The sequence below is a fragment of the Amycolatopsis rifamycinica genome, from assembly GCF_000695625.1.
Taxonomy (GTDB): Bacteria; Actinomycetota; Actinomycetes; order Mycobacteriales; family Pseudonocardiaceae; genus Amycolatopsis; species Amycolatopsis rifamycinica.
Genome location: NZ_JMQI01000077.1, coordinates 70,713 through 86,665, shown reverse-complemented (window position 1 = coordinate 86,665; position 15,953 = coordinate 70,713). Strand labels below are relative to the sequence as shown.

The following is a 15,953-nucleotide window of genomic DNA, read 5'->3' as shown; positions in this document are numbered from 1 at the left end:
GTGTTCGGTCTCCCCTCGATGCCCCTGACCTGGCAGGCTTGTTCCCATGGCGGAGCACCCACCACCGGTGGACGACGAGGCGACGGTCTTCCTCCCGAGCGAGCTGCGGGGCCCGCACTGGCCGACCCGTGACCCGGACGTCTCCCGGCGGCCCTACGACGAGTTCGCCGGTCAGATCGTCGCGCGGCCGCCCGCTTCGCCGGTCAGCGCCGGCCGCGGCGAAGGCGCCGGCTCGTCGCTGGCCCGCTCCAGCGGCCGGATGGCGGTCGCCTCCGCCGTCAGCCGCGTCACCGGGTTCGTCGCGAAACTGCTGCTCGCCGCCGTGGCCGGGGCCGGGGTCGTCAACGACTCCTTCACCGTCGCGAACACCCTGCCCAACATCGTCTTCGAACTGCTCTTCGGCGGTGTCCTGGCCAGCGTCGTGGTGCCGCTGCTGGTCCGCTCGCACGACGACGCCGACGGCGGCCGCGCCTACACCCAGCGGCTGATCACGATGGCGCTGGTGCTGCTCGCCGTCGGCACGGCCGTCGCGGTGGCCATCGCCCCGCTGTTCACCGCGCTCTACGTCGACAAATCGTCTCCGACGGCGAACCCGGCGCTGACCACCGCGCTGGCGTACCTGCTGCTGCCGCAGATCCTCTTCTACGGCCTGTTCGCGCTGCTCTCGGCCATCCTCAACGCGCAGAACGTCTTCGGCCCGCCGGCCTGGGCGCCGGTGCTGAACAACGTCGTCGTCACCGGCACGCTCGTCGTGTTCGCCGTCGTGCCGGGGGAACTGACCCTCGACCCGGTCCGGATGAGCGACCCCAAGCTCCTCGTGCTCGGCCTCGGCACCACCCTGGGCATCGTCGCGCAGGCGGTCGTGCTCATCCCGGCGTTGCTGCGCACCGGGTTCCGGTTCCGCTGGCGCTGGGGCTTCGACCCGCGGATCAAGGAGTTCGGCGGGCTGGCCGCGTGGATCCTCGGCTACGTCGTGGTCAGCCACGTCGGGTTCGTCATCACCACCCGGGTGCTGACCGGCGGCAACAGCGGCGGCGTGACGGCCTACAGCTACGCGTCCCTGCTCTTCCAGCTGCCCTACGGCATCCTCGGCGTTTCGCTGCTGACCGCGCTGATGCCGCGGATGAGCCGCGCCGCCGCGGACGGCGACACGGTGTCGCTCGTCGGCGACCTCTCGCTCGCCTCACGCATGTCCACGGTGCTGTTCGTGCCCATCTCGGCGGTGCTGGCGGTGGTCGGCACGCCGATCGGCATCGCCATCTTCACCTGGGGCCGCGGCACCCTCGACGACGCCGAGCGGCTCGGCCAGACGCTGGCCGTCTCCGCCGTCGGGTTGCTGCCGTTCGCGCTGGTCATGCTGCAGCTGCGGGTGTTCTACGCGATGAAGGACGCTCGCACGCCCACGCTGATCATGCTGGTGATGACGGCGGTGAAGATCCCGCTGCTGCTGCTCTGCCGCGGACTGCTCGACGGCGAGCACGTCGTCTACGGCGTCATGCTCGTCAACGGCGCGGGGTTCGTGGTCGGGGCCGTCCTCGGCCAGGTCTGGCTGTGGGTCCGGCTCGGCCACCTGCGCAGCAAGCGGTCGCTGCGGGTCGGGCTGATCACGCTGTCGGTGAGCGGGCTGGGCGTGGTGGCCGCGGTGCTCGCCGGGCACGCGGTGCCCGCGTCGCTCGGCGTGATCCCCGCGGCGTGGGTGAAGCTGCCGGTGCAGGGGCTGCTCGGGATGGCCGTGCCGTTCGGGTTGCTGGCGTTGCTGAAGCTGCCGGAGTTCACCCCGGTGACCCGGCGGGTGGCGGGGTTGCGGCGGCGGATCGCCGCTCGTTGACGGCTACGGCCGGGAACGCGATCCGGTTGTCTCGAAACGATAACGGGACCGCGGCGATCAGCGCGTTTACAACTGGCGCAAGGGTTTCCTACTATCCACCCCGATCAGGCCGTCGCGGGCGAGCGCGGCGGCGGCGGTATCGGGTGGAGGTCGTGCATGACGCGCAGTGCGCGCAGGCGACGGGACCGGGTCACGGTCGACGAGCTGCTCAGGCAGACCGGCGCGCGGCCGCGCGAACCGGGCTCGCGGGCGGCCGAGCTGGCGGCGCGCCGGGGAACCGAGCCCGCGGCCGGGCCCGGTGGGGCGGCGCGGGTGGCGCTGGTGTCGGCGGTGCTCGTGGCGCTGGGCGGGCTGGTGCTCGTGCTCGCGTCGCGACCGGAGCCGGTGCCGGGTTCCACACAGTTCCCGCAGCTGCAGCCGGCCACGGCCGTCCCGGCGTCGACCGCCTTGGCCGTGCCGACCGAGACCACCACGCCGTCGCCGGTGGTGATGCACGCGCGCCGGACGCCGACGCCGACGCCGACGGTGACCGTCACGCTGCCGTCGCCGTCCACGCCGCCGCCGTCCACAGGAGACCCGCGGTGGAGCCACTACCCGTGCAACCCGTACTACTGCGGTGGCTGGGGGCGCTGACCCGCGAAGGCCCCCTCACCGGCCCCGATGCCGGTGAGAGGACCCCCGACGGCCCCACTACGGGTCCGGGTCAGCCGGTGTAGCCGGCGACGATCTTGGTGAACGCGTACTTGTCCTGGGTGATGCCGCTGCACTCGCCGCCACCGCTGCAGTCGCGGTTGGTGGCCCAGAACGTGAAGCGGGCCAGGTGATGGCTGGCCGCGTAGCCGCGGATGGAGGTGAAGTTCGCGACGGTGACCGTCTCGCCCGCGTTGTCGGTCTTGCCGTTCATCGAGGAGAGGCCGCTGTGCCGGTAGGCGGTGTCGTCGCTCCAGCCGAACGTGGACTTGAGCTGGTTCTTCAGCCCGTCGACCGCCGACTTCGTCAGGGCGGCCATGTCACCGCCGTCGGAGAAGTCGAACGGCATGACCGACCAGACGTCGACCCCCGCGCCGATCGCCTTGGCCTGGTTGATCAGGCGCTTGCCCCAGGAGTCGGGGCCGGTCGTGGTGGTGCCGATGGTGATGACGACCTTGAGGTCCGGGTTCTTCTGCTTGGTCAGCTTGACCGCGTTGAGGATGCGGTCCTGCACCGTGTTGTTCTGGAACTCGTCGGTGTTCTCGATGTCGAGGTCGATCGCCTTGAGCCCGTAGGCGTCGATCACCTTCTGGTAGGCACCGGCGAGCGCGGAGGCCGATGTGCACTTCGAGCCCAGCTTCGTGCCGGACCAGCCGCCGAAGGAGGGGATCACGTCCCCGCCCGCGTTGCGGATGTTCTGGATCATCGTCTTGTCGGAGCCGGTCAGCGACCGGCTGCCGTCCCACTTGGGGTTGCAGGTCCCGTCGGACAGGACGAAGGCGAGCGTAAACGCTTTCACGCCCGTCGCGGACATCGCGGCGGTCGGGCTGGTCTGCCCGCCCCACTGGTACAGGTACGGGGACGCGAGCACGGGGTCGACCGCGGCCATGGCCTGCGGGGCGAGCCCGACCGTCGTCGCCAGCGCGGCCGAAGCCGCGGCCGCGAGAGTGAGGAGACGGCGCACTGATTTCATGGGGGTCCTCCGAAACGCGCAGGTGGAGCACCTCCGGTTTGAGGCGGCGGGATCAACCCGGGAGGAGTGCTGTGTGCCATCACACAGTGGACTAGACCAATGTTGTGTGTCAACCCTCCACCGGTCGGAAAATGACCCACGGTGCCGCCGCGGGCCGCCGATGTGAAATTCCCCTGAAGGCGGAGTGACACGGGCCCGCATTCCGGCTAGTTTGCCGAAATGGTGGGGGATTCCACGGTCGCCGCCGGCGGAGGACGCCGCCCGGGCCGGTTCCTGCCCGCCCTCGTCCTGCGGTGCTGGGCCCTGCGGCAGTGGGCGTTGTGGCGGCTGCCGCGCCGCGGCCAGGTCTGGTACCTCGTCGGGGTCGACGTCCTCGCCGTCGCCGCCGTCGTGCTCGCCGCCCTCCGGTTCCCGCCGCTCGCCGCGATGCTGGTGCCGTTCGCGCTGCTCGCGGCCGGGATGCTGGTGTCGGCGGAGCTCGCGCGGCCGGTCGAGCGCCACCGGGAGGAAACCCTCCTGGGGCCCGGGGTCGACACCCCGTGGATCTTCGCCGGGGTGCTCGTGCTCCGGCCCGCACTCGCCGTCGCGCTGGTCGTGCTCTCCGCGGCGCACCAGTGGTTCCGGGTCCGCAGAAAGCCCGTCCACCGGCAGGTGTTCGGCGCCGCGGCGACGGCGCTGGCCGGGCTCGCCGCCGGTGCCTTCCTCACCGCGACCGCCGCCCGGCCGCTCGGCGCGGTCCTCGACAGCCGGACCGTGCTCCTGCTCACCGCCGCCGGGCTGGTGTTCCTCGCCGTCAACGCCGCCCTCGTGACCGGCGCCGACGGGCCCCGCCGCCCGCGCGAAGCCGCGCCGGGACACGCCTTCGACGCCGCGATGACGGCGTTCGGCCTCCCGCTGGCCTGGGCCGCCGTCGCCGCGCCGCTGCTGGTCCCGGTGCTGGCCGGCGCCACCGTCGTGCTGCACCGCGGCGGACTGGGGGCAGGCCGCCGCGACCACGTCACCCTCGATCCGGGCACCGGCGTGCTGACCGCCGCGTCCTGGCGCGGCGCCGCCGAGGCCCGGCTGGACCGCCTCGGCGCGCACGGTCCCGGCCCGGCCGTGCTGCTGCTCGACCTCGACCACTTCCGCCTGCTCAACGACCGCTACGGCGGCCGCGTCGGCGACGCCGTCCTGCGCGCGGTCGCGGGCGCCCTGCGCGACGAAGTGCGGTCCGCCGATCTGGTGGGCCGCACCGGCGGCGAGGAGTTCGCGGTGCTGCTGCCCGGCACCGGCCCCTTCGACGCGATGGCGATCGCCGAGCGCATCCGGCTGCGGATCGCCTCGACGCTGGTGGCGCTGAAGCCTTCGGGCGACGGCCCCCAGTTCGTCGGGGTGACCGTGTCGATCGGCGTGGCGGGCTGCTCGGCCGGGCTCCTCGACGACGCGCTGCTGGCGGCGGAGCAGGCGTTGCTGCGCGCGAAGGCGGCGGGCCGGAACCGGACGGTGTGCGCCCAGCCGGAGTCGTGACCTTCCCGTTAGGAAGGGCGTGCAACCGGCAATTCCCCGGGGCGTCTTGGTGGTTGTGAAGACGGTGAGGGGCCGTCGATGACGCAGGGGGAAACAAATGTATTCCAAGGTTCATTTCGCGCGGGCCGGAGCCGGCACCGGAATCGTCGTGGCGCTGGCGTTCGCCCTTTCGGCCTGCGGTGGCGAGCAGAATCCGCCGAGCGCCCAAGGGGCCGCGCCGGCGCCGGCGGCGCCGACCGTGACGGCGACGACGGCCACCAAGGCGCCCGCTCCCGTGCAGGTGGCGGAGCCGGTGCCGGCCAAGGCGAGCACACCGGCGAGCGCCTGCGCCTCGGCCACCAAGGCCACGCTGGAAGCCGCGTTCAAGGCGAACGAAAAGGCGTCCGCCGCGCTGGTCGTCGACAGCAGGGGGCTGCAGCGCATCAAGTGCGAGGGGTCCTGGGCGTTCGCCCATTTCACCAACGAACTCGACGGCGGTCGCATGCTGTTCGCCAACCAGAACGGGAAATGGGTGATGCGGAACGGGGGTACGGGACAGTTGTGCGAAGACGTCCCGGCCGCGGTCGCCGCGCGGATCTGCGATTGATCGTCAGCTCATCGTGATCGCGGCCAGTTTCTCCTTGAGGTACTGCGACGCGATCACCTCCGGGTAGGTCCGGCTCCCCAGCGGCGGCGCCAGTGACGTGATCCGCGCGTCGTGATCGGTCTCGTAGAAGAAGATCAGCGACACGAGGTCCTCGTCCGGCGCCGTCGCCGCGGGCGGCAGCACCCGGTGGCGGGTCGAGCGCCAGCGGTCGCCCGTCCAGCGGGCCATCAGGTCGCCGATGTTCACCGTGAACGCCTCCGGGTGGAACGGCGCGTCCACCCATTCGCCGTCGGCCGTGCAGACCTGCAGGCCGCCGACGCCGGCCTGGCGGTCGAGCACCGTGACCGTGCCGAAGTCGGTGTGCGGGCCGATCCGGAACTGGTCCGGCGCCGGCGGGCCGACGCGGGTCATCGGCGGGTACCAGTTGATGTTGAACGTGTACGTCGGGTGCCCGGTGTGCCGGGTGAAGTGGCTCTGGGCGAGGCCGAGCGCGGCGGCGAAGATCTCCAGCAGGTGGTCCGACAGCGCCCGCATCCGGCGCATGTACTCCGTGGCCACCTCGCCGAGGCCGGGCACCTCGTGCGGCCAGACGTTGGGCTGGAACCAGAACCCGTCGACCTCGGCGACACCGGTCCGGGTGTCCGCGCCCGCCGAATAGGACTCCTTGAGGTCCGGCGGGGTCTCGGTGCCCTCGGCGTAGCCGTTGGCCTCGACGCCCGGCGGCAGCCAGCCGCGGCCGCCGACCGTGACCGCGTAGCGCTGCTTGACGTCCTCGGGCAGCGCGAAGAACTCCCGCGCCAGCTCGCGCGTCCGGTGGCGCAGGTCGTCCGGGACGCCGTGCCCGGTGACCAGCAGGAAACCGGACGCGCGCAGCGCGCGGTCGATCCGGCCCGCGACTTCGGCCCGGCCCTCGGACGTGCCCGCGAACCACGGCGAAAGGTCCACGAGCGGAACGGATGACGGCATACCGGCTCCTGTGACGAACGGTCGTGCCCGGCTTCGGGGAAGCCGTGGGTTGTCCTGCTGTCCTAATCGGACTTCTCGACGCCGATGTCCTCGAACCACAGGTCCGGGCGCGCGGCGATGAACTCCGTCATCAGCGCGGTGCAGCCGGGATCGTCGAGCAGGGTGATCTCCACCCCGAGCCCGGCGAGCCAGTCGTGACCGCCGTGGAACGTCTCGGCCTCACCGATGACGACGTGCCCGATACCGAACTGACGGACGAGCCCGGAGCAGTACCAGCACGGCGAGAGCGTCGTGACCATGATCGTGTCGCGGTAGTGCGGGCGCCGGCCGGCGTTGCGGAAGGCCGCGGTCTCGGCGTGCATCGACGGGTCGCCGTCCTGCACGCGCCGGTTGTGCCCGCGGCCCAGCAGGGTGCCCGCGGAGTCGAACAGCGCGGCCCCGATCGGCACGCCGCCTTCGGCCTTGCCCCGCTCGGCTTCTTCGCGGGCGACGGCGAGCAGGGTGTGCGGATCGATCGGCATGCGCCACTCTTTCCGGCCGGGGCGGTGTCTGGCAAGTGTTCGGCGGCGGGACGGCCCCTTCCGGCGGATCGCGGACAGGTGCTGTCCGCGATGTCTGGCACACTGCGTGCCATGTACGGCACTTCGGAACGGTTGCTCAGGCTGCTCTCGCTGCTGCAGGCGCGCCGGGACTGGCCGGGTGCCGACCTCGCCGCCCGCCTCGAGGTCGACGTCCGCACGATCCGGCGCGACGTCGAGCGGCTGCGCTCCCTCGGCTACCCGGTGCACGCGACGCCCGGGGTGGCGGGCGGCTACCGGCTGGGCGCGGGCGCGGCGCTGCCGCCGCTGCTGCTGGACGACGACGAGGCCGTCGCGGTCGCGGTCGGCCTGCGCACGGCGGCGAGCGGGACGGTCAGCGGCATCGAGGAGACGTCGGTGCGCGCGCTGGCGAAACTGGAGCAGGTGCTGCCCGCCCGGCTGCGGCCGCGGGTGGGTGCGCTGCAGGCGGCGACGGTGTCCCTGCCGGGAGCCGGCCCGACGGTGGACGCCTCGGTGCTGACGGCGATCGCGGCGGCCTGCCGCGACCACGAGCGGCTGCGCTTCGGCTACGGCGACCGGTCCGGTGCCGCGACGCAGCGGTCGGTCGAGCCGCTGCGGCTGGTCCACACGGGGCGGCGCTGGTACCTGGTCGCCTTCGACCTCGACCGCGCGGACTGGCGCACCTTCCGGGTGGACCGGATCGACGGGACGCCGGTGACGGGCTTCCGCTTCACCCCGCGCGAACCCCCGGCGGCGGACCTCGCGGAGTACGTCTCCCGCCAGCTTTCGACGGAGGTGTACCCGCACCGGCTGGTCCTGCGGGTGGCCGCTCCGGCCGCCGCGCTGGCCCGGCGCATCCCGCCGACGGCGGGGACGGTCGAGGAGATCGACGAAAGCAGCTGCCGGGTGCGGACCGGGGCGGCCCACCTGGACGCGGCGCCGTACCACCTGGCGCAGATGGGGTACGACTTCGTGGTCGAGGAGGCGCCGCCGGGACTGGTGGAGCGGCTGCGGGAGGTGGCGGAGCGGTTCGCCCGGGCGGTGGGCCAGTAGCGTCCCCGGGGCGGCAGCTCGCCGTCAGTCCGCGGCCACCCGCGCCCGGTCGCTGCCGCCGTCGCTCAGGAAGGCGGCCAAGGCGCTTCCCTCGGCCACGACCTCCCCGCGTTCCGCCCCGGTGAACCGCCGCAGCGGCCGCACCACCACCGTTTCCGCGGCCACCGTCCACGTCGCCGCAACGCGGCCGTCGACCAGGACGACCCGCTCGCCCGCCACCGACAGCCCGCGGTGGGCGTCGTCGATGATGCGGGACCGGTCGTCGTAGCCGAGGATCGCGTTGTCGAACGCCGGCAGGAACCGCACCGGTGCCGGCGTGTCCGGGCCGGGCCGGGGCGCGCCGGGCAGGTCGAGCAGCTCGCGTCCCCGCTCGTCGCGGAAGACCACCAGCTCCTCGCGGACCGCCTTCACCGCGGCGGGCAACCCGGCCAGCCCGGACCACGCGCGCAGGTCGGCCGTGGCCGCCGGGCCGAACGCCGCCAGGTAGCGCCGGACCAGCGCCCGGCCGACGCCGTCGTCCGGGTCGAGCGGGTCGGCGTCGCGGCCGAGCCACGCGGCCAGGGGGAGGTTCCGCACGCCGGCCTTGGTGCGCCACAGCCCGCGCGGCGGCAGCTGCACCGACGGGATCAGCGCGGCGATCAGCAGCTCGCCGAGCGGGCGCGGGCCCGGGGCGGGCCACCGGCCGGCGACGGCCCGCGCGAGCTCGCCCATCGAGCGGGGTTCGCCGTCGGCCAGCACCGCCCGGCCCGCCGCGGCCAGCTCGGCGAAGTCGACGCCCTCGAGCTCGCGGCGGTAGGTGCCGGCGACCCGCTGCCGCAGCATGGTGTCGAACCGGCTCCGCCACGCCAGGACGTCGTCGGCGGCGAGCAGGTGGACGGTGCGGCGCATGAGGTGGGTCCGCACGACGCGCCGTCCGGTCAGCAGCGTGTCCAGCGCGGCCGGATCGAACCCGCGCAGCCGGGACCACAGCCCGGTGAACGGTTCCTGCGGCTCCTGCGCCTGCAGGCCGCCGAGGTGGGCGACGGCGTCGAGGACGGGCAGGTCGGCGCGCTCGAGCAGCAGCTGCCGGGCGAGGGTGGCGCGGTTGAGGGCCCGCGGGCCGAGGACGTGGGGCATGGGGCCCACCGTGCCGGAGAAAGCGGTCAGGATTCGTCCGCTACTGCCCGGACACGCCGAGCATGCGCAGCACGAGCCCGCCGTACTCCTTGCCCAGCGCGGCCGGCGTCTGGCGGGCGCGCTCGCTGTACCACCGGGCGACGTCGACGCCCAGTGAAAGCACGGCCCGGGCGGCGACGTGCGGGTCGGACACCGTGAACACGCCGGCTTCGGCGCCCTCGGCGATGACCTCGCGCACGATTCGCTCGATCCGGCGCCGCAGCGCGGCGACCACCTCGAACTCCTGCTCGGGCAGCGCCTGCAGCTCGTACTGGACGACCCGCGCGACGGTGTGGCGCCGCGCGTGCCAGGCCACGAAGTCCTCGACGATCAGCCGGATCCGTTCGACCGGATCGGACTCCTTGGCGACGACGTTCTCGACCAGCGCGAGGGTCTGTTCGTGGCCGTAGCGGCTGATCGCGAACAGCAGCGCGGCCTTGGAGGGGAAGTGCACGTAGAGCGCGGCGGGCGACATCCCGGCGGCGCCGGCGATGTCCCGCGTGGTGGTGGCGTGGTAGCCGCGCTGGGCGAAGGCTTCGACCCCGGCCAGCATGAGCCGCCGGGCGGTCTCCGGCTGCACGTCCGGCCAGAGTTCGGCCGACAGTGACATCGACATCCGGTGTTCCTCCCGCTCGCCCGGCGCCCGTGACGGAAGCCGGTCGTGCCCATTGTAAGCGGGCGCTTTGTGCGGGGATCCGCCGAGAGAACCGGGGCCCCGGTCGAACAGAAGTTCGATGGTGGGGTAGAGTCGGTTCCGGTGGTGGCGCGGCCGCAGGGGAAGTGCGGTCCGCGCCACCACCGTCACCGGGGGCCGCGGCTACTGGCCCAGTTCGGTCCAGGGGCCCTGCAGGTCACCGTCCTTGACCGAGAGGCGCCCGTCGCGGACGACGGCGACCCGGCCGCCGGCCAGCCCGAAGGCCGTGGTCCGGTCGGACTCGGCGAACCAGCCGGTGTTCGCCGCGCTGTCGTCCTTCACCTGGACGACGCCGTCCGCCAGCAGGACGCCGATGCGCGCGCCGTCGATGTCGAGCTTGGTCACGGCGCCGAACCGCGGGTCCCACTGGGTGCTCCACCCGCCGAAGAGGTCGCCCTGCTTGAGCTGCGCGAATCCGTCCCGCAGCACGGCGATCCGGTCTCCGGACAGGTCGAACGCCGTGACGCGGTCCGCCTGGTCGGTCCAGCCGGGGTGGGCGACGTCGTCCTTCAGGCGCAGGTGCGCATCGGCGGTGAGCACGCCGACGCGCGCGCCGCCGATGCCGACCGCCGCCACCGCGCCGAACCCGGCGTCCCACTGCGTCGTCCAGCCGCCCTGGAGATCGCCTTCCTTCAGGTACGCCGATCCCTCCCGCACGGCGGCGATCCGGGTGCCGGACAGGGCGAAGTCGGTGACGGCGTCGGATTCGCGGACCCAGCCGAGGCCCGGCACGGCATCGTCCTTGACCCACAGATCGCCGTTGGCCAGCAGGACGCCGATGCGGGGACCGTCGGCGCGCAGCTTCGTCACGGCGCCGAAGCGGGCGTCCCACTGCAGCGACCAGGAGCTGTCGCCGACGGCGTTCAGCAGGTACGCGGAGCCGTTCTGCAGCCGCGTGATCCGGCCACCGGTCAGTGCCACGTCGGTGACGAGGGTGAGCTGCTCGACCCAGCCCGCCACGTCGTCGGTGCGGACGGCGGTGGTGCCCTGCCGGGTTCCCGCTTCGCCGAGGCAGCCGTGCTGCCACGACGCACTGCTGATGCCGGCCAGCTCGAGCCGGCCGCCGCTCTCGCGCAACGCCGGGCCACCGGCGTCGCCCTTGCAGGTGTCGATCCCGCCGTCGCCGGTGAGCGCGGCCGTGGTGGCCGTCGCGGACGTCACCGTGAAGGCCCCGGTGTGCAGTTTGTCGGGCACCCACTCGGTTCCGGTGCGCCCGTAACCCGCGACGCGCAGCTTCTCGCCGGCGGCCGGAGCGGTGCCGCCCAGCGTCACCGGAGCGACGTCGGTCACGGCGTGGGCGAGTTTCGCGAGCGCGAGATCGCGGTCGCCGCGCGGGAAGACCGCCGACACCGTGGTTTCGTGCCCGGCGGTGCCGCGCAGATCGGTGCGGCCGACGATCGCCGTGGTGGCTGTCGCGGGCGCACCGCCGTCCGTCGTACCGGGAAAGCAGCTCGCCGCGGTGAGCACCCAGTTCGGGGCGACGAGCACCCCGCTGCACGCGCGGCTGCTCGTGATCAGCTTCGCGGTGAAGGCGTAGGCGCCGTCGGCCGCGGGCGCGCCCCCGGAGACGGCTTGGGCCGGCGCCGCCGCGGTGAGCGTGCCGAGGACTACCGCGCCGGCGAGGAGCGCAGGTCTGAGATAACGCATTGATCCCCCTTGAATCCCCATGCCGGTTTCGACCGGCATGACCATCTTGGCGGGTGAAGCCGGGGGATCGCTGTGACGTTGGTCTCGCGGGGGAGCCGCGGCGCCCGGACTTCGCCGGGGTGAGCCGGCGGCCCGCGCTCGGTCCGAAGTGGACGGAAAGGGCCCGGGTCCTCGGGCTGGTGGCGGGCGAGGGTGCCGCGGTCGCCCTAGTCGGCCGTCCGGAGCGGCCGGGCGCCGTCTTCGGCCGGGGACGGGGCCGGGCGGAGGGCGAGGACGACCGCCGTCGTGACCACCAGGTGCATGAGCATCAGGCCGACGACGTTGGCCGCCGTGGCGCCCGCCGTGAACAGCAGCAGGTCCGGGACCCAGGTGAGGACGAGGACCGCGGGGACGACCACGCGCAGGGCCTTCGGGGCCGTGCGGGCGAGCACGAACCAGCCGACGGTGCCCAGCAGCAGGCCGGCCGCGGTGGCGGGCAGGTAGGACGCGGGGGACAGGCCCATGGCGATGCCGCCGTCGTCGAGCGCCAGCGCCCCGAGCGCGATGGCGGTGTTCGCCGCGGCCGCCGCCAAGAGGGCGAAGCCGAGGCGGACGACCGTGGCCGCGGTCGGTTTGGGGGTGGGGGTCATCGCTCCTCCTTGGGTTTAACACGCAACCCAAACGGTAGGTTGGGTTGCGTGTTAAAGTCAAGGCCGTGAGCGAGGAGGAGCCGGTCCGCTGGCTCGGCGAAGACGAACTGCGGGCGTGGATCAACCTGGCGAAGGTCCTGCTCACGCTGCCGGGCGCGCTGGAGAGCCAGCTGCTGCGGGACGCCGACCTGACGTTGCTGGGCTACCTGATCCTGGCCCGGCTGTCGGCGGTACCGGGGGAAAGCCTGCGCATGAGCGAGATCGCGGAGATGGCCAACGGATCGCTGCCGCGGATCTCGCACGCGGTGGCCCGCCTGGAAGACCGTGGCTGGGTGACGCGCGAGGTGTGCACCGGCCAGGGCCGCCGGTTCACGACCGCGACGTTGACCGAGGCCGGCCGCGCCCACCTGGCGGCCGCGGCACCCGCGCACGTCACGACGGTCCGCCGGCTGGTGACGGACCCGCTGGGCGAGGACTTCGTGCGGGTCGGCCGGGCCGTGGAGCGGATCGTCGAGGCCCTCGGTCTGCCCACGGAGATCCTGAAACCCGAGTAGGGGCGCCGGCCGGGCACTGAGGTGAAGGCGCGTCGTCAGCGTCCCCGTGCGGCCTTCGAGCGGTGCCGGTACAGCAGCCACACGAAGTAGGGCGCGCCGATGATCGCGGTCATCAGGCCGGCCGGGAGCTGGCCGGGGGCGATGAGCGTGCGGCCGGCGGTGTCGGCCATGCCGACCAGGATTGCGCCCAGCAGCGCCGCGGCGGGCAGCAGGCGGGCGTGCCGGCTGCCCACGATCGCGCGGGCCGCGTGCGGGGCGACCAGCCCGACGAACGTCAGCACCCCGATGCCCGCGACCGCCGCGCCGGTCAGCAGGACCGCGCACGACAGCAGCAGCAACCGGGTGCGGGCCACGGGCACACCCAGGACGCGCGGGGTCTCGTCGTCGAGCGAAAGCAGGTCGAGCTCGCGGCGCATGCGGAACAGCACCGGCGCCACCAGCAGCAGCGCCAGCACCATCGGCACCAGGTGCGGGAAGGTGCGGCCGTAGGTCGAGCCGCCCAGCCAGGTCAGCGCCTTCGTCTCGTTCCACGGATCGGACAGCGTGATCAGCAGCGTCACCAGCGCCTGGGCCGCCGCGTGCACACCGAAACCGATCAGCACCAGGCGTTCGCTGGTGAAGCCGCCCCGGGCGGCCGCGGCGAAGACCACGGCCATCGCCACGGCGGCACCCAGGCCCGCGGACCCGGTCAAGGTCCAGAACCCGACCCCGGACACCGTGGTGATCACCGCGACCGCGCCGAGGCCCGCACCGCCGACGACGCCGATCATCCCCGGCTCGGCCAGGGGATTGCGGGCGACCGCCTGGGTGAGCGCGCCGCCCAGCGCCAGTGCCGCGCCCGCCAGCAGCGCGGCCGCCACGCGGGGGACGCGGGTGTCCAGCACGCCGGTGACGATCGGGCCCGCCTGGCCGCTCACCCAGTTCACGACGTCGCCCAGCAGCAGTTTCGCGTCCCCGAGCAGGACCGCTCCCACGGCGACGGCGACCACGGCGACCGCCAGCGCGCCGAGGGTCACCCGGTACCGGGTCGCGCTCACCCCGCCGCGCGCGCCGGCCGACGGCGGTGCGGCGGTCGCGGTGGTGATCCGGGCGGTCCGGGCCAGCACCACGAGGAAGAGCGCGCCGAGGATCGTCGTCACGACGCCCGTCGGCACCTCCAGGGCGCGCTGCGGGCCGATGATCGCGCGCAGCAGGACATCGGCGCCCAGCAGCAGAACCGCGCCCAGCGCCGCCGAGCACGGGATGAGCGCGGCGTGCCGGTGCAGGCCCGGCACCACGGACGCGAGCAGCCGCGCCACGGCCGGCGCGGCGAGGCCGACGAACCCGATCGGCCCGGCCAGCGTCACCGCCGTCGCGGCCAGCAGCACCGCCAGCCCGACCGCGGCGAACCGCGTCCGTCCGATGTGGACGCCCAGGGTCCTGGCGTGGTCGTCGCCGACGTGGATCAGGTCGAGCCGCCGGGCCATGCCGAGCAGCACGGCCAGCGCGACGCCGGCGACGGGGCCGAGCGTGCGGACACCGCCGAGCCCGTTCTGGTCCAGCGATCCTTCGCCCCAGGCGAAGAGGCCGCGGGTTTCCTGGGCGTACAGCAGCAACAGGACCTGGGTCACCGAGATCAGGGCCAGCGCGATCGCGGTGCCCGCCAGCACCAGCCGCAAGATCCCGGTGCCCCCGGTACCGGCCAGCGCGAGCACGAACACGGCCGCGGCGAGCCCACCCGCGAAGGCGATCCCGGTCGCGCCGAGCAGGGGCAGCGAGACGCCGAACGCGGCGACGGCGACCACCGCCAGGTGCGCCCCGGCGTTGACGGCCAGTGTGTCCGGCGACGCCAAACTGTTGCGGGACACCGACTGCAGCACCGCGCCGGCCACGCCGAGGGCACCCCCGACGACCAAGGCCGCGAGCAGGCGCGGCAGCCGCGACTCGACGACGACGGCGGCCGTGTCGCCGGTCCCGGCGCCGGACACCAGCCGCAGCACGTCCAGCGCGCCCAGGTCCGCGGTGCCCTGTGTCAGGTGCACGGCCGAACCCAGCAGGAGCAGGGCGGCGAGGCCGCCGCCGAGCAGTGCGAGCCGCCCGCGCCGCCGGACGGCGACCACGGGCGGCCGGGGCTCGGTCAGGGTGGCCACCGCTAGTGCTTCAGGGCGGCGACGGCCGCGTCGACGAACTGCGCCATGGACCTCGGCCCGCCGAACATCCAGAGGGAGTCCGGGAAGCGGTGCACCTTGCCGCTCTTGACGAACGGGAGGTTCGTCCAGATCGCGTTGCCGGCCAGCTGCTGCTGGTAGGGGTCGCCGTCGGCGTTGTTGGCGATGTACCAGAACCGCACGTCGGGCAGCTTCGTGAGGCCTTCGACGTCGGCCTGCGCGAGGCCGTAGACCGCGTCGCCCTCCATCGGCCAGGCGGTCTCGAGGCCGAGCTTGCCGAACACCGCGGACACGAGCGCGCCCTTGGTGTAGGGCCGGATGCTGACCGAGCCGGAGGTGACGTAGGCGTCGGAGAAGGCGACCTGCCGGCCGAGGGCTCCCAGCTTCTCCACCTCGGCCCGGCCCGCGGTGAGCTTCTGCTCGAACTCGGACTTCAGCCGCGCCGCCTTGGCTTCGGTGCCGGTGGCCTTCGCGATGGTGTCCAGGTTGGCGTACATCCCGGCGATCGGGTCCTTGGCGTTGCCGCCCTTGAGGACGATCACCGGCACCTTCGCCTCGATCTGCTCGAGCGCCCCTTCGGTCACGCTGTCGGTGACGACCACGAGGTCCGGTCCCAGCGAGCCGAGCGTGTCGAGGCTCGGCTCGCCGCGGGTGCCGATGTCCTTCGGGGTGCCGTCGAGCTTTTCGGCGCTGACCCACTGCCCGTAGCCCTTGATGTCCGACACGCCGACCGGCATGACGCCGAGCGACACGAGGTGCTCGACGGCGTTCCACTCGGTGGCCGCGACGCGCTTGGCCGGGCCGGGCAGCTTCACCTCCTTGCCGCGCGAGTCGACGACCGTGACCGGGCCGGTGGCGGCGGTGGCGGCGGCGTTGTCCGTGGGCGCCTCGGTGGTGCCGCAGCCGGCCACGAAGAACGTGGCGGCCGCGGCCAAGCCGAGGAACGTCCGGGTGATGCGCATGGTTCTCCCTAGCGTTTCTTGCAG

Annotated in this window: 15 protein-coding genes; 6 read left to right on the top strand and 9 right to left on the bottom strand. The window is 73.6% G+C overall.

Features of this window, described 5'->3' with window-relative positions:
• Positions 1-46: 46 nt before the first annotated feature.
• On the top strand, positions 47-1,828 hold the full coding sequence (gene murJ / locus DV20_RS37575; protein ID WP_235191113.1) for a murein biosynthesis integral membrane protein MurJ: 1,782 nt from the start codon (positions 47-49) through the stop codon (positions 1,826-1,828).
• A gap of 156 nt (positions 1,829-1,984) precedes the next feature.
• A complete protein-coding gene (locus tag DV20_RS37570; protein ID WP_043788187.1) occupies positions 1,985-2,461 on the top strand; it encodes a hypothetical protein in 477 nt (158 codons plus the stop codon).
• Between the two features lie 70 nt (positions 2,462-2,531).
• Here the strand turns inward: DV20_RS37570 and DV20_RS37565 are convergent, their stop codons facing one another.
• Positions 2,532-3,491 carry a chitinase gene (locus tag DV20_RS37565; RefSeq protein ID WP_200876580.1) on the bottom strand — a complete coding sequence of 320 codons (960 nt, stop codon included), beginning with the start codon at positions 3,489-3,491 and terminating at the stop codon, positions 2,532-2,534.
• Positions 3,492-3,710: 219 nt separating this feature from the next.
• Between DV20_RS37565 and DV20_RS37560 the strand changes: the two genes are divergently transcribed.
• Both DV20_RS37560 and DV20_RS46865 read left to right on the top strand, forming a co-directional pair.
• Positions 3,711-4,997, top strand: coding sequence for a GGDEF domain-containing protein (locus DV20_RS37560; RefSeq protein ID WP_043788182.1), 1,287 nt, complete (start codon positions 3,711-3,713; stop codon positions 4,995-4,997).
• 97 nt (positions 4,998-5,094) lie between these two features.
• Positions 5,095-5,583: a hypothetical protein gene (locus DV20_RS46865; RefSeq protein ID WP_235191112.1), complete on the top strand. Its 489-nt coding sequence runs from the start codon at positions 5,095-5,097 to the stop codon at positions 5,581-5,583.
• 3 nt (positions 5,584-5,586) lie between these two features.
• On the opposite strand, the gene DV20_RS37550 is transcribed toward DV20_RS46865, so the two are convergent.
• On the bottom strand, positions 5,587-6,549 hold the full coding sequence (locus tag DV20_RS37550) for an isopenicillin N synthase family dioxygenase (protein WP_043788181.1): 963 nt from the start codon (positions 6,547-6,549) through the stop codon (positions 5,587-5,589).
• Between the two features lie 62 nt (positions 6,550-6,611).
• Entirely contained in the window at positions 6,612-7,070 is a 459-nt protein-coding gene (locus tag DV20_RS37545; protein WP_043788180.1) for a nucleoside deaminase, read from the bottom strand.
• 111 nt (positions 7,071-7,181) lie between these two features.
• Here DV20_RS37545 and DV20_RS37540 point away from each other — a divergent pair, with 111 nt between their 5' ends.
• On the top strand, positions 7,182-8,141 hold the full coding sequence (locus DV20_RS37540) for a helix-turn-helix transcriptional regulator (RefSeq protein WP_043788179.1): 960 nt from the start codon (positions 7,182-7,184) through the stop codon (positions 8,139-8,141).
• Positions 8,142-8,165: 24 nt separating this feature from the next.
• Here DV20_RS37540 and DV20_RS37535 read toward each other — a convergent pair whose 3' ends face one another.
• From DV20_RS37535 to DV20_RS37520, 4 genes are all read right to left on the bottom strand, one after another.
• Complete coding sequence (locus tag DV20_RS37535) at positions 8,166-9,257, bottom strand: winged helix DNA-binding domain-containing protein (RefSeq protein ID WP_043788177.1); 1,092 nt, start codon at positions 9,255-9,257, stop codon at positions 8,166-8,168.
• Between the two features lie 40 nt (positions 9,258-9,297).
• Positions 9,298-9,912: a TetR/AcrR family transcriptional regulator gene (locus DV20_RS37530; protein WP_043788176.1), complete on the bottom strand. Its 615-nt coding sequence runs from the start codon at positions 9,910-9,912 to the stop codon at positions 9,298-9,300.
• Positions 9,913-10,113: 201 nt separating this feature from the next.
• Positions 10,114-11,637 (bottom strand): S1 family peptidase, encoded by a 1,524-nt coding sequence (locus tag DV20_RS45255; protein WP_051736294.1) that lies wholly within the window; start codon positions 11,635-11,637, stop codon positions 10,114-10,116.
• Between the two features lie 206 nt (positions 11,638-11,843).
• Positions 11,844-12,266: a DUF6069 family protein gene (locus DV20_RS37520; protein WP_043788174.1), complete on the bottom strand. Its 423-nt coding sequence runs from the start codon at positions 12,264-12,266 to the stop codon at positions 11,844-11,846.
• A gap of 65 nt (positions 12,267-12,331) precedes the next feature.
• Between DV20_RS37520 and DV20_RS37515 the strand changes: the two genes are divergently transcribed.
• Positions 12,332-12,820: a MarR family winged helix-turn-helix transcriptional regulator gene (locus DV20_RS37515; RefSeq protein ID WP_043788172.1), complete on the top strand. Its 489-nt coding sequence runs from the start codon at positions 12,332-12,334 to the stop codon at positions 12,818-12,820.
• 35 nt (positions 12,821-12,855) lie between these two features.
• Here DV20_RS37515 and DV20_RS37510 read toward each other — a convergent pair whose 3' ends face one another.
• Positions 12,856-14,949, bottom strand: a complete 2,094-nt coding sequence (locus DV20_RS37510; RefSeq protein WP_167344421.1) for an iron ABC transporter permease — start codon at positions 14,947-14,949, stop codon at positions 12,856-12,858.
• Between the two features lie 2 nt (positions 14,950-14,951).
• Positions 14,952-15,929 carry an ABC transporter substrate-binding protein gene (locus DV20_RS37505; protein WP_043788171.1) on the bottom strand — a complete coding sequence of 326 codons (978 nt, stop codon included), beginning with the start codon at positions 15,927-15,929 and terminating at the stop codon, positions 14,952-14,954.
• Positions 15,930-15,953: the final 24 nt, after the last annotated feature.

What these genes read in the sequence shown, in the direction of transcription:
- murJ (WP_235191113.1), top strand. Translation starts at nt 47, where the DNA reads ATGGCGGAGCACCCACCACCGGTGGACGACGAGGCGACGGTCTTCCTC.
- DV20_RS37570 (WP_043788187.1), top strand. Translation starts at nt 1,985, where the DNA reads ATGACGCGCAGTGCGCGCAGGCGACGGGACCGGGTCACGGTCGACGAG.
- DV20_RS37565 (WP_200876580.1), bottom strand. Translation starts at nt 3,491, where the DNA reads ATGAAATCAGTGCGCCGTCTCCTCACTCTCGCGGCCGCGGCTTCGGCC.
- DV20_RS37560 (WP_043788182.1), top strand. Translation starts at nt 3,711, where the DNA reads ATGGTGGGGGATTCCACGGTCGCCGCCGGCGGAGGACGCCGCCCGGGC.
- DV20_RS46865 (WP_235191112.1), top strand. Translation starts at nt 5,095, where the DNA reads ATGTATTCCAAGGTTCATTTCGCGCGGGCCGGAGCCGGCACCGGAATC.
- DV20_RS37550 (WP_043788181.1), bottom strand. Translation starts at nt 6,549, where the DNA reads ATGCCGTCATCCGTTCCGCTCGTGGACCTTTCGCCGTGGTTCGCGGGC.
- DV20_RS37545 (WP_043788180.1), bottom strand. Translation starts at nt 7,070, where the DNA reads ATGCCGATCGATCCGCACACCCTGCTCGCCGTCGCCCGCGAAGAAGCC.
- DV20_RS37540 (WP_043788179.1), top strand. Translation starts at nt 7,182, where the DNA reads ATGTACGGCACTTCGGAACGGTTGCTCAGGCTGCTCTCGCTGCTGCAG.
- DV20_RS37535 (WP_043788177.1), bottom strand. Translation starts at nt 9,257, where the DNA reads ATGCCCCACGTCCTCGGCCCGCGGGCCCTCAACCGCGCCACCCTCGCC.
- DV20_RS37530 (WP_043788176.1), bottom strand. Translation starts at nt 9,912, where the DNA reads ATGTCGATGTCACTGTCGGCCGAACTCTGGCCGGACGTGCAGCCGGAG.
- DV20_RS45255 (WP_051736294.1), bottom strand. Translation starts at nt 11,637, where the DNA reads ATGCGTTATCTCAGACCTGCGCTCCTCGCCGGCGCGGTAGTCCTCGGC.
- DV20_RS37520 (WP_043788174.1), bottom strand. Translation starts at nt 12,266, where the DNA reads ATGACCCCCACCCCCAAACCGACCGCGGCCACGGTCGTCCGCCTCGGC.
- DV20_RS37505 (WP_043788171.1), bottom strand. Translation starts at nt 15,929, where the DNA reads ATGCGCATCACCCGGACGTTCCTCGGCTTGGCCGCGGCCGCCACGTTC.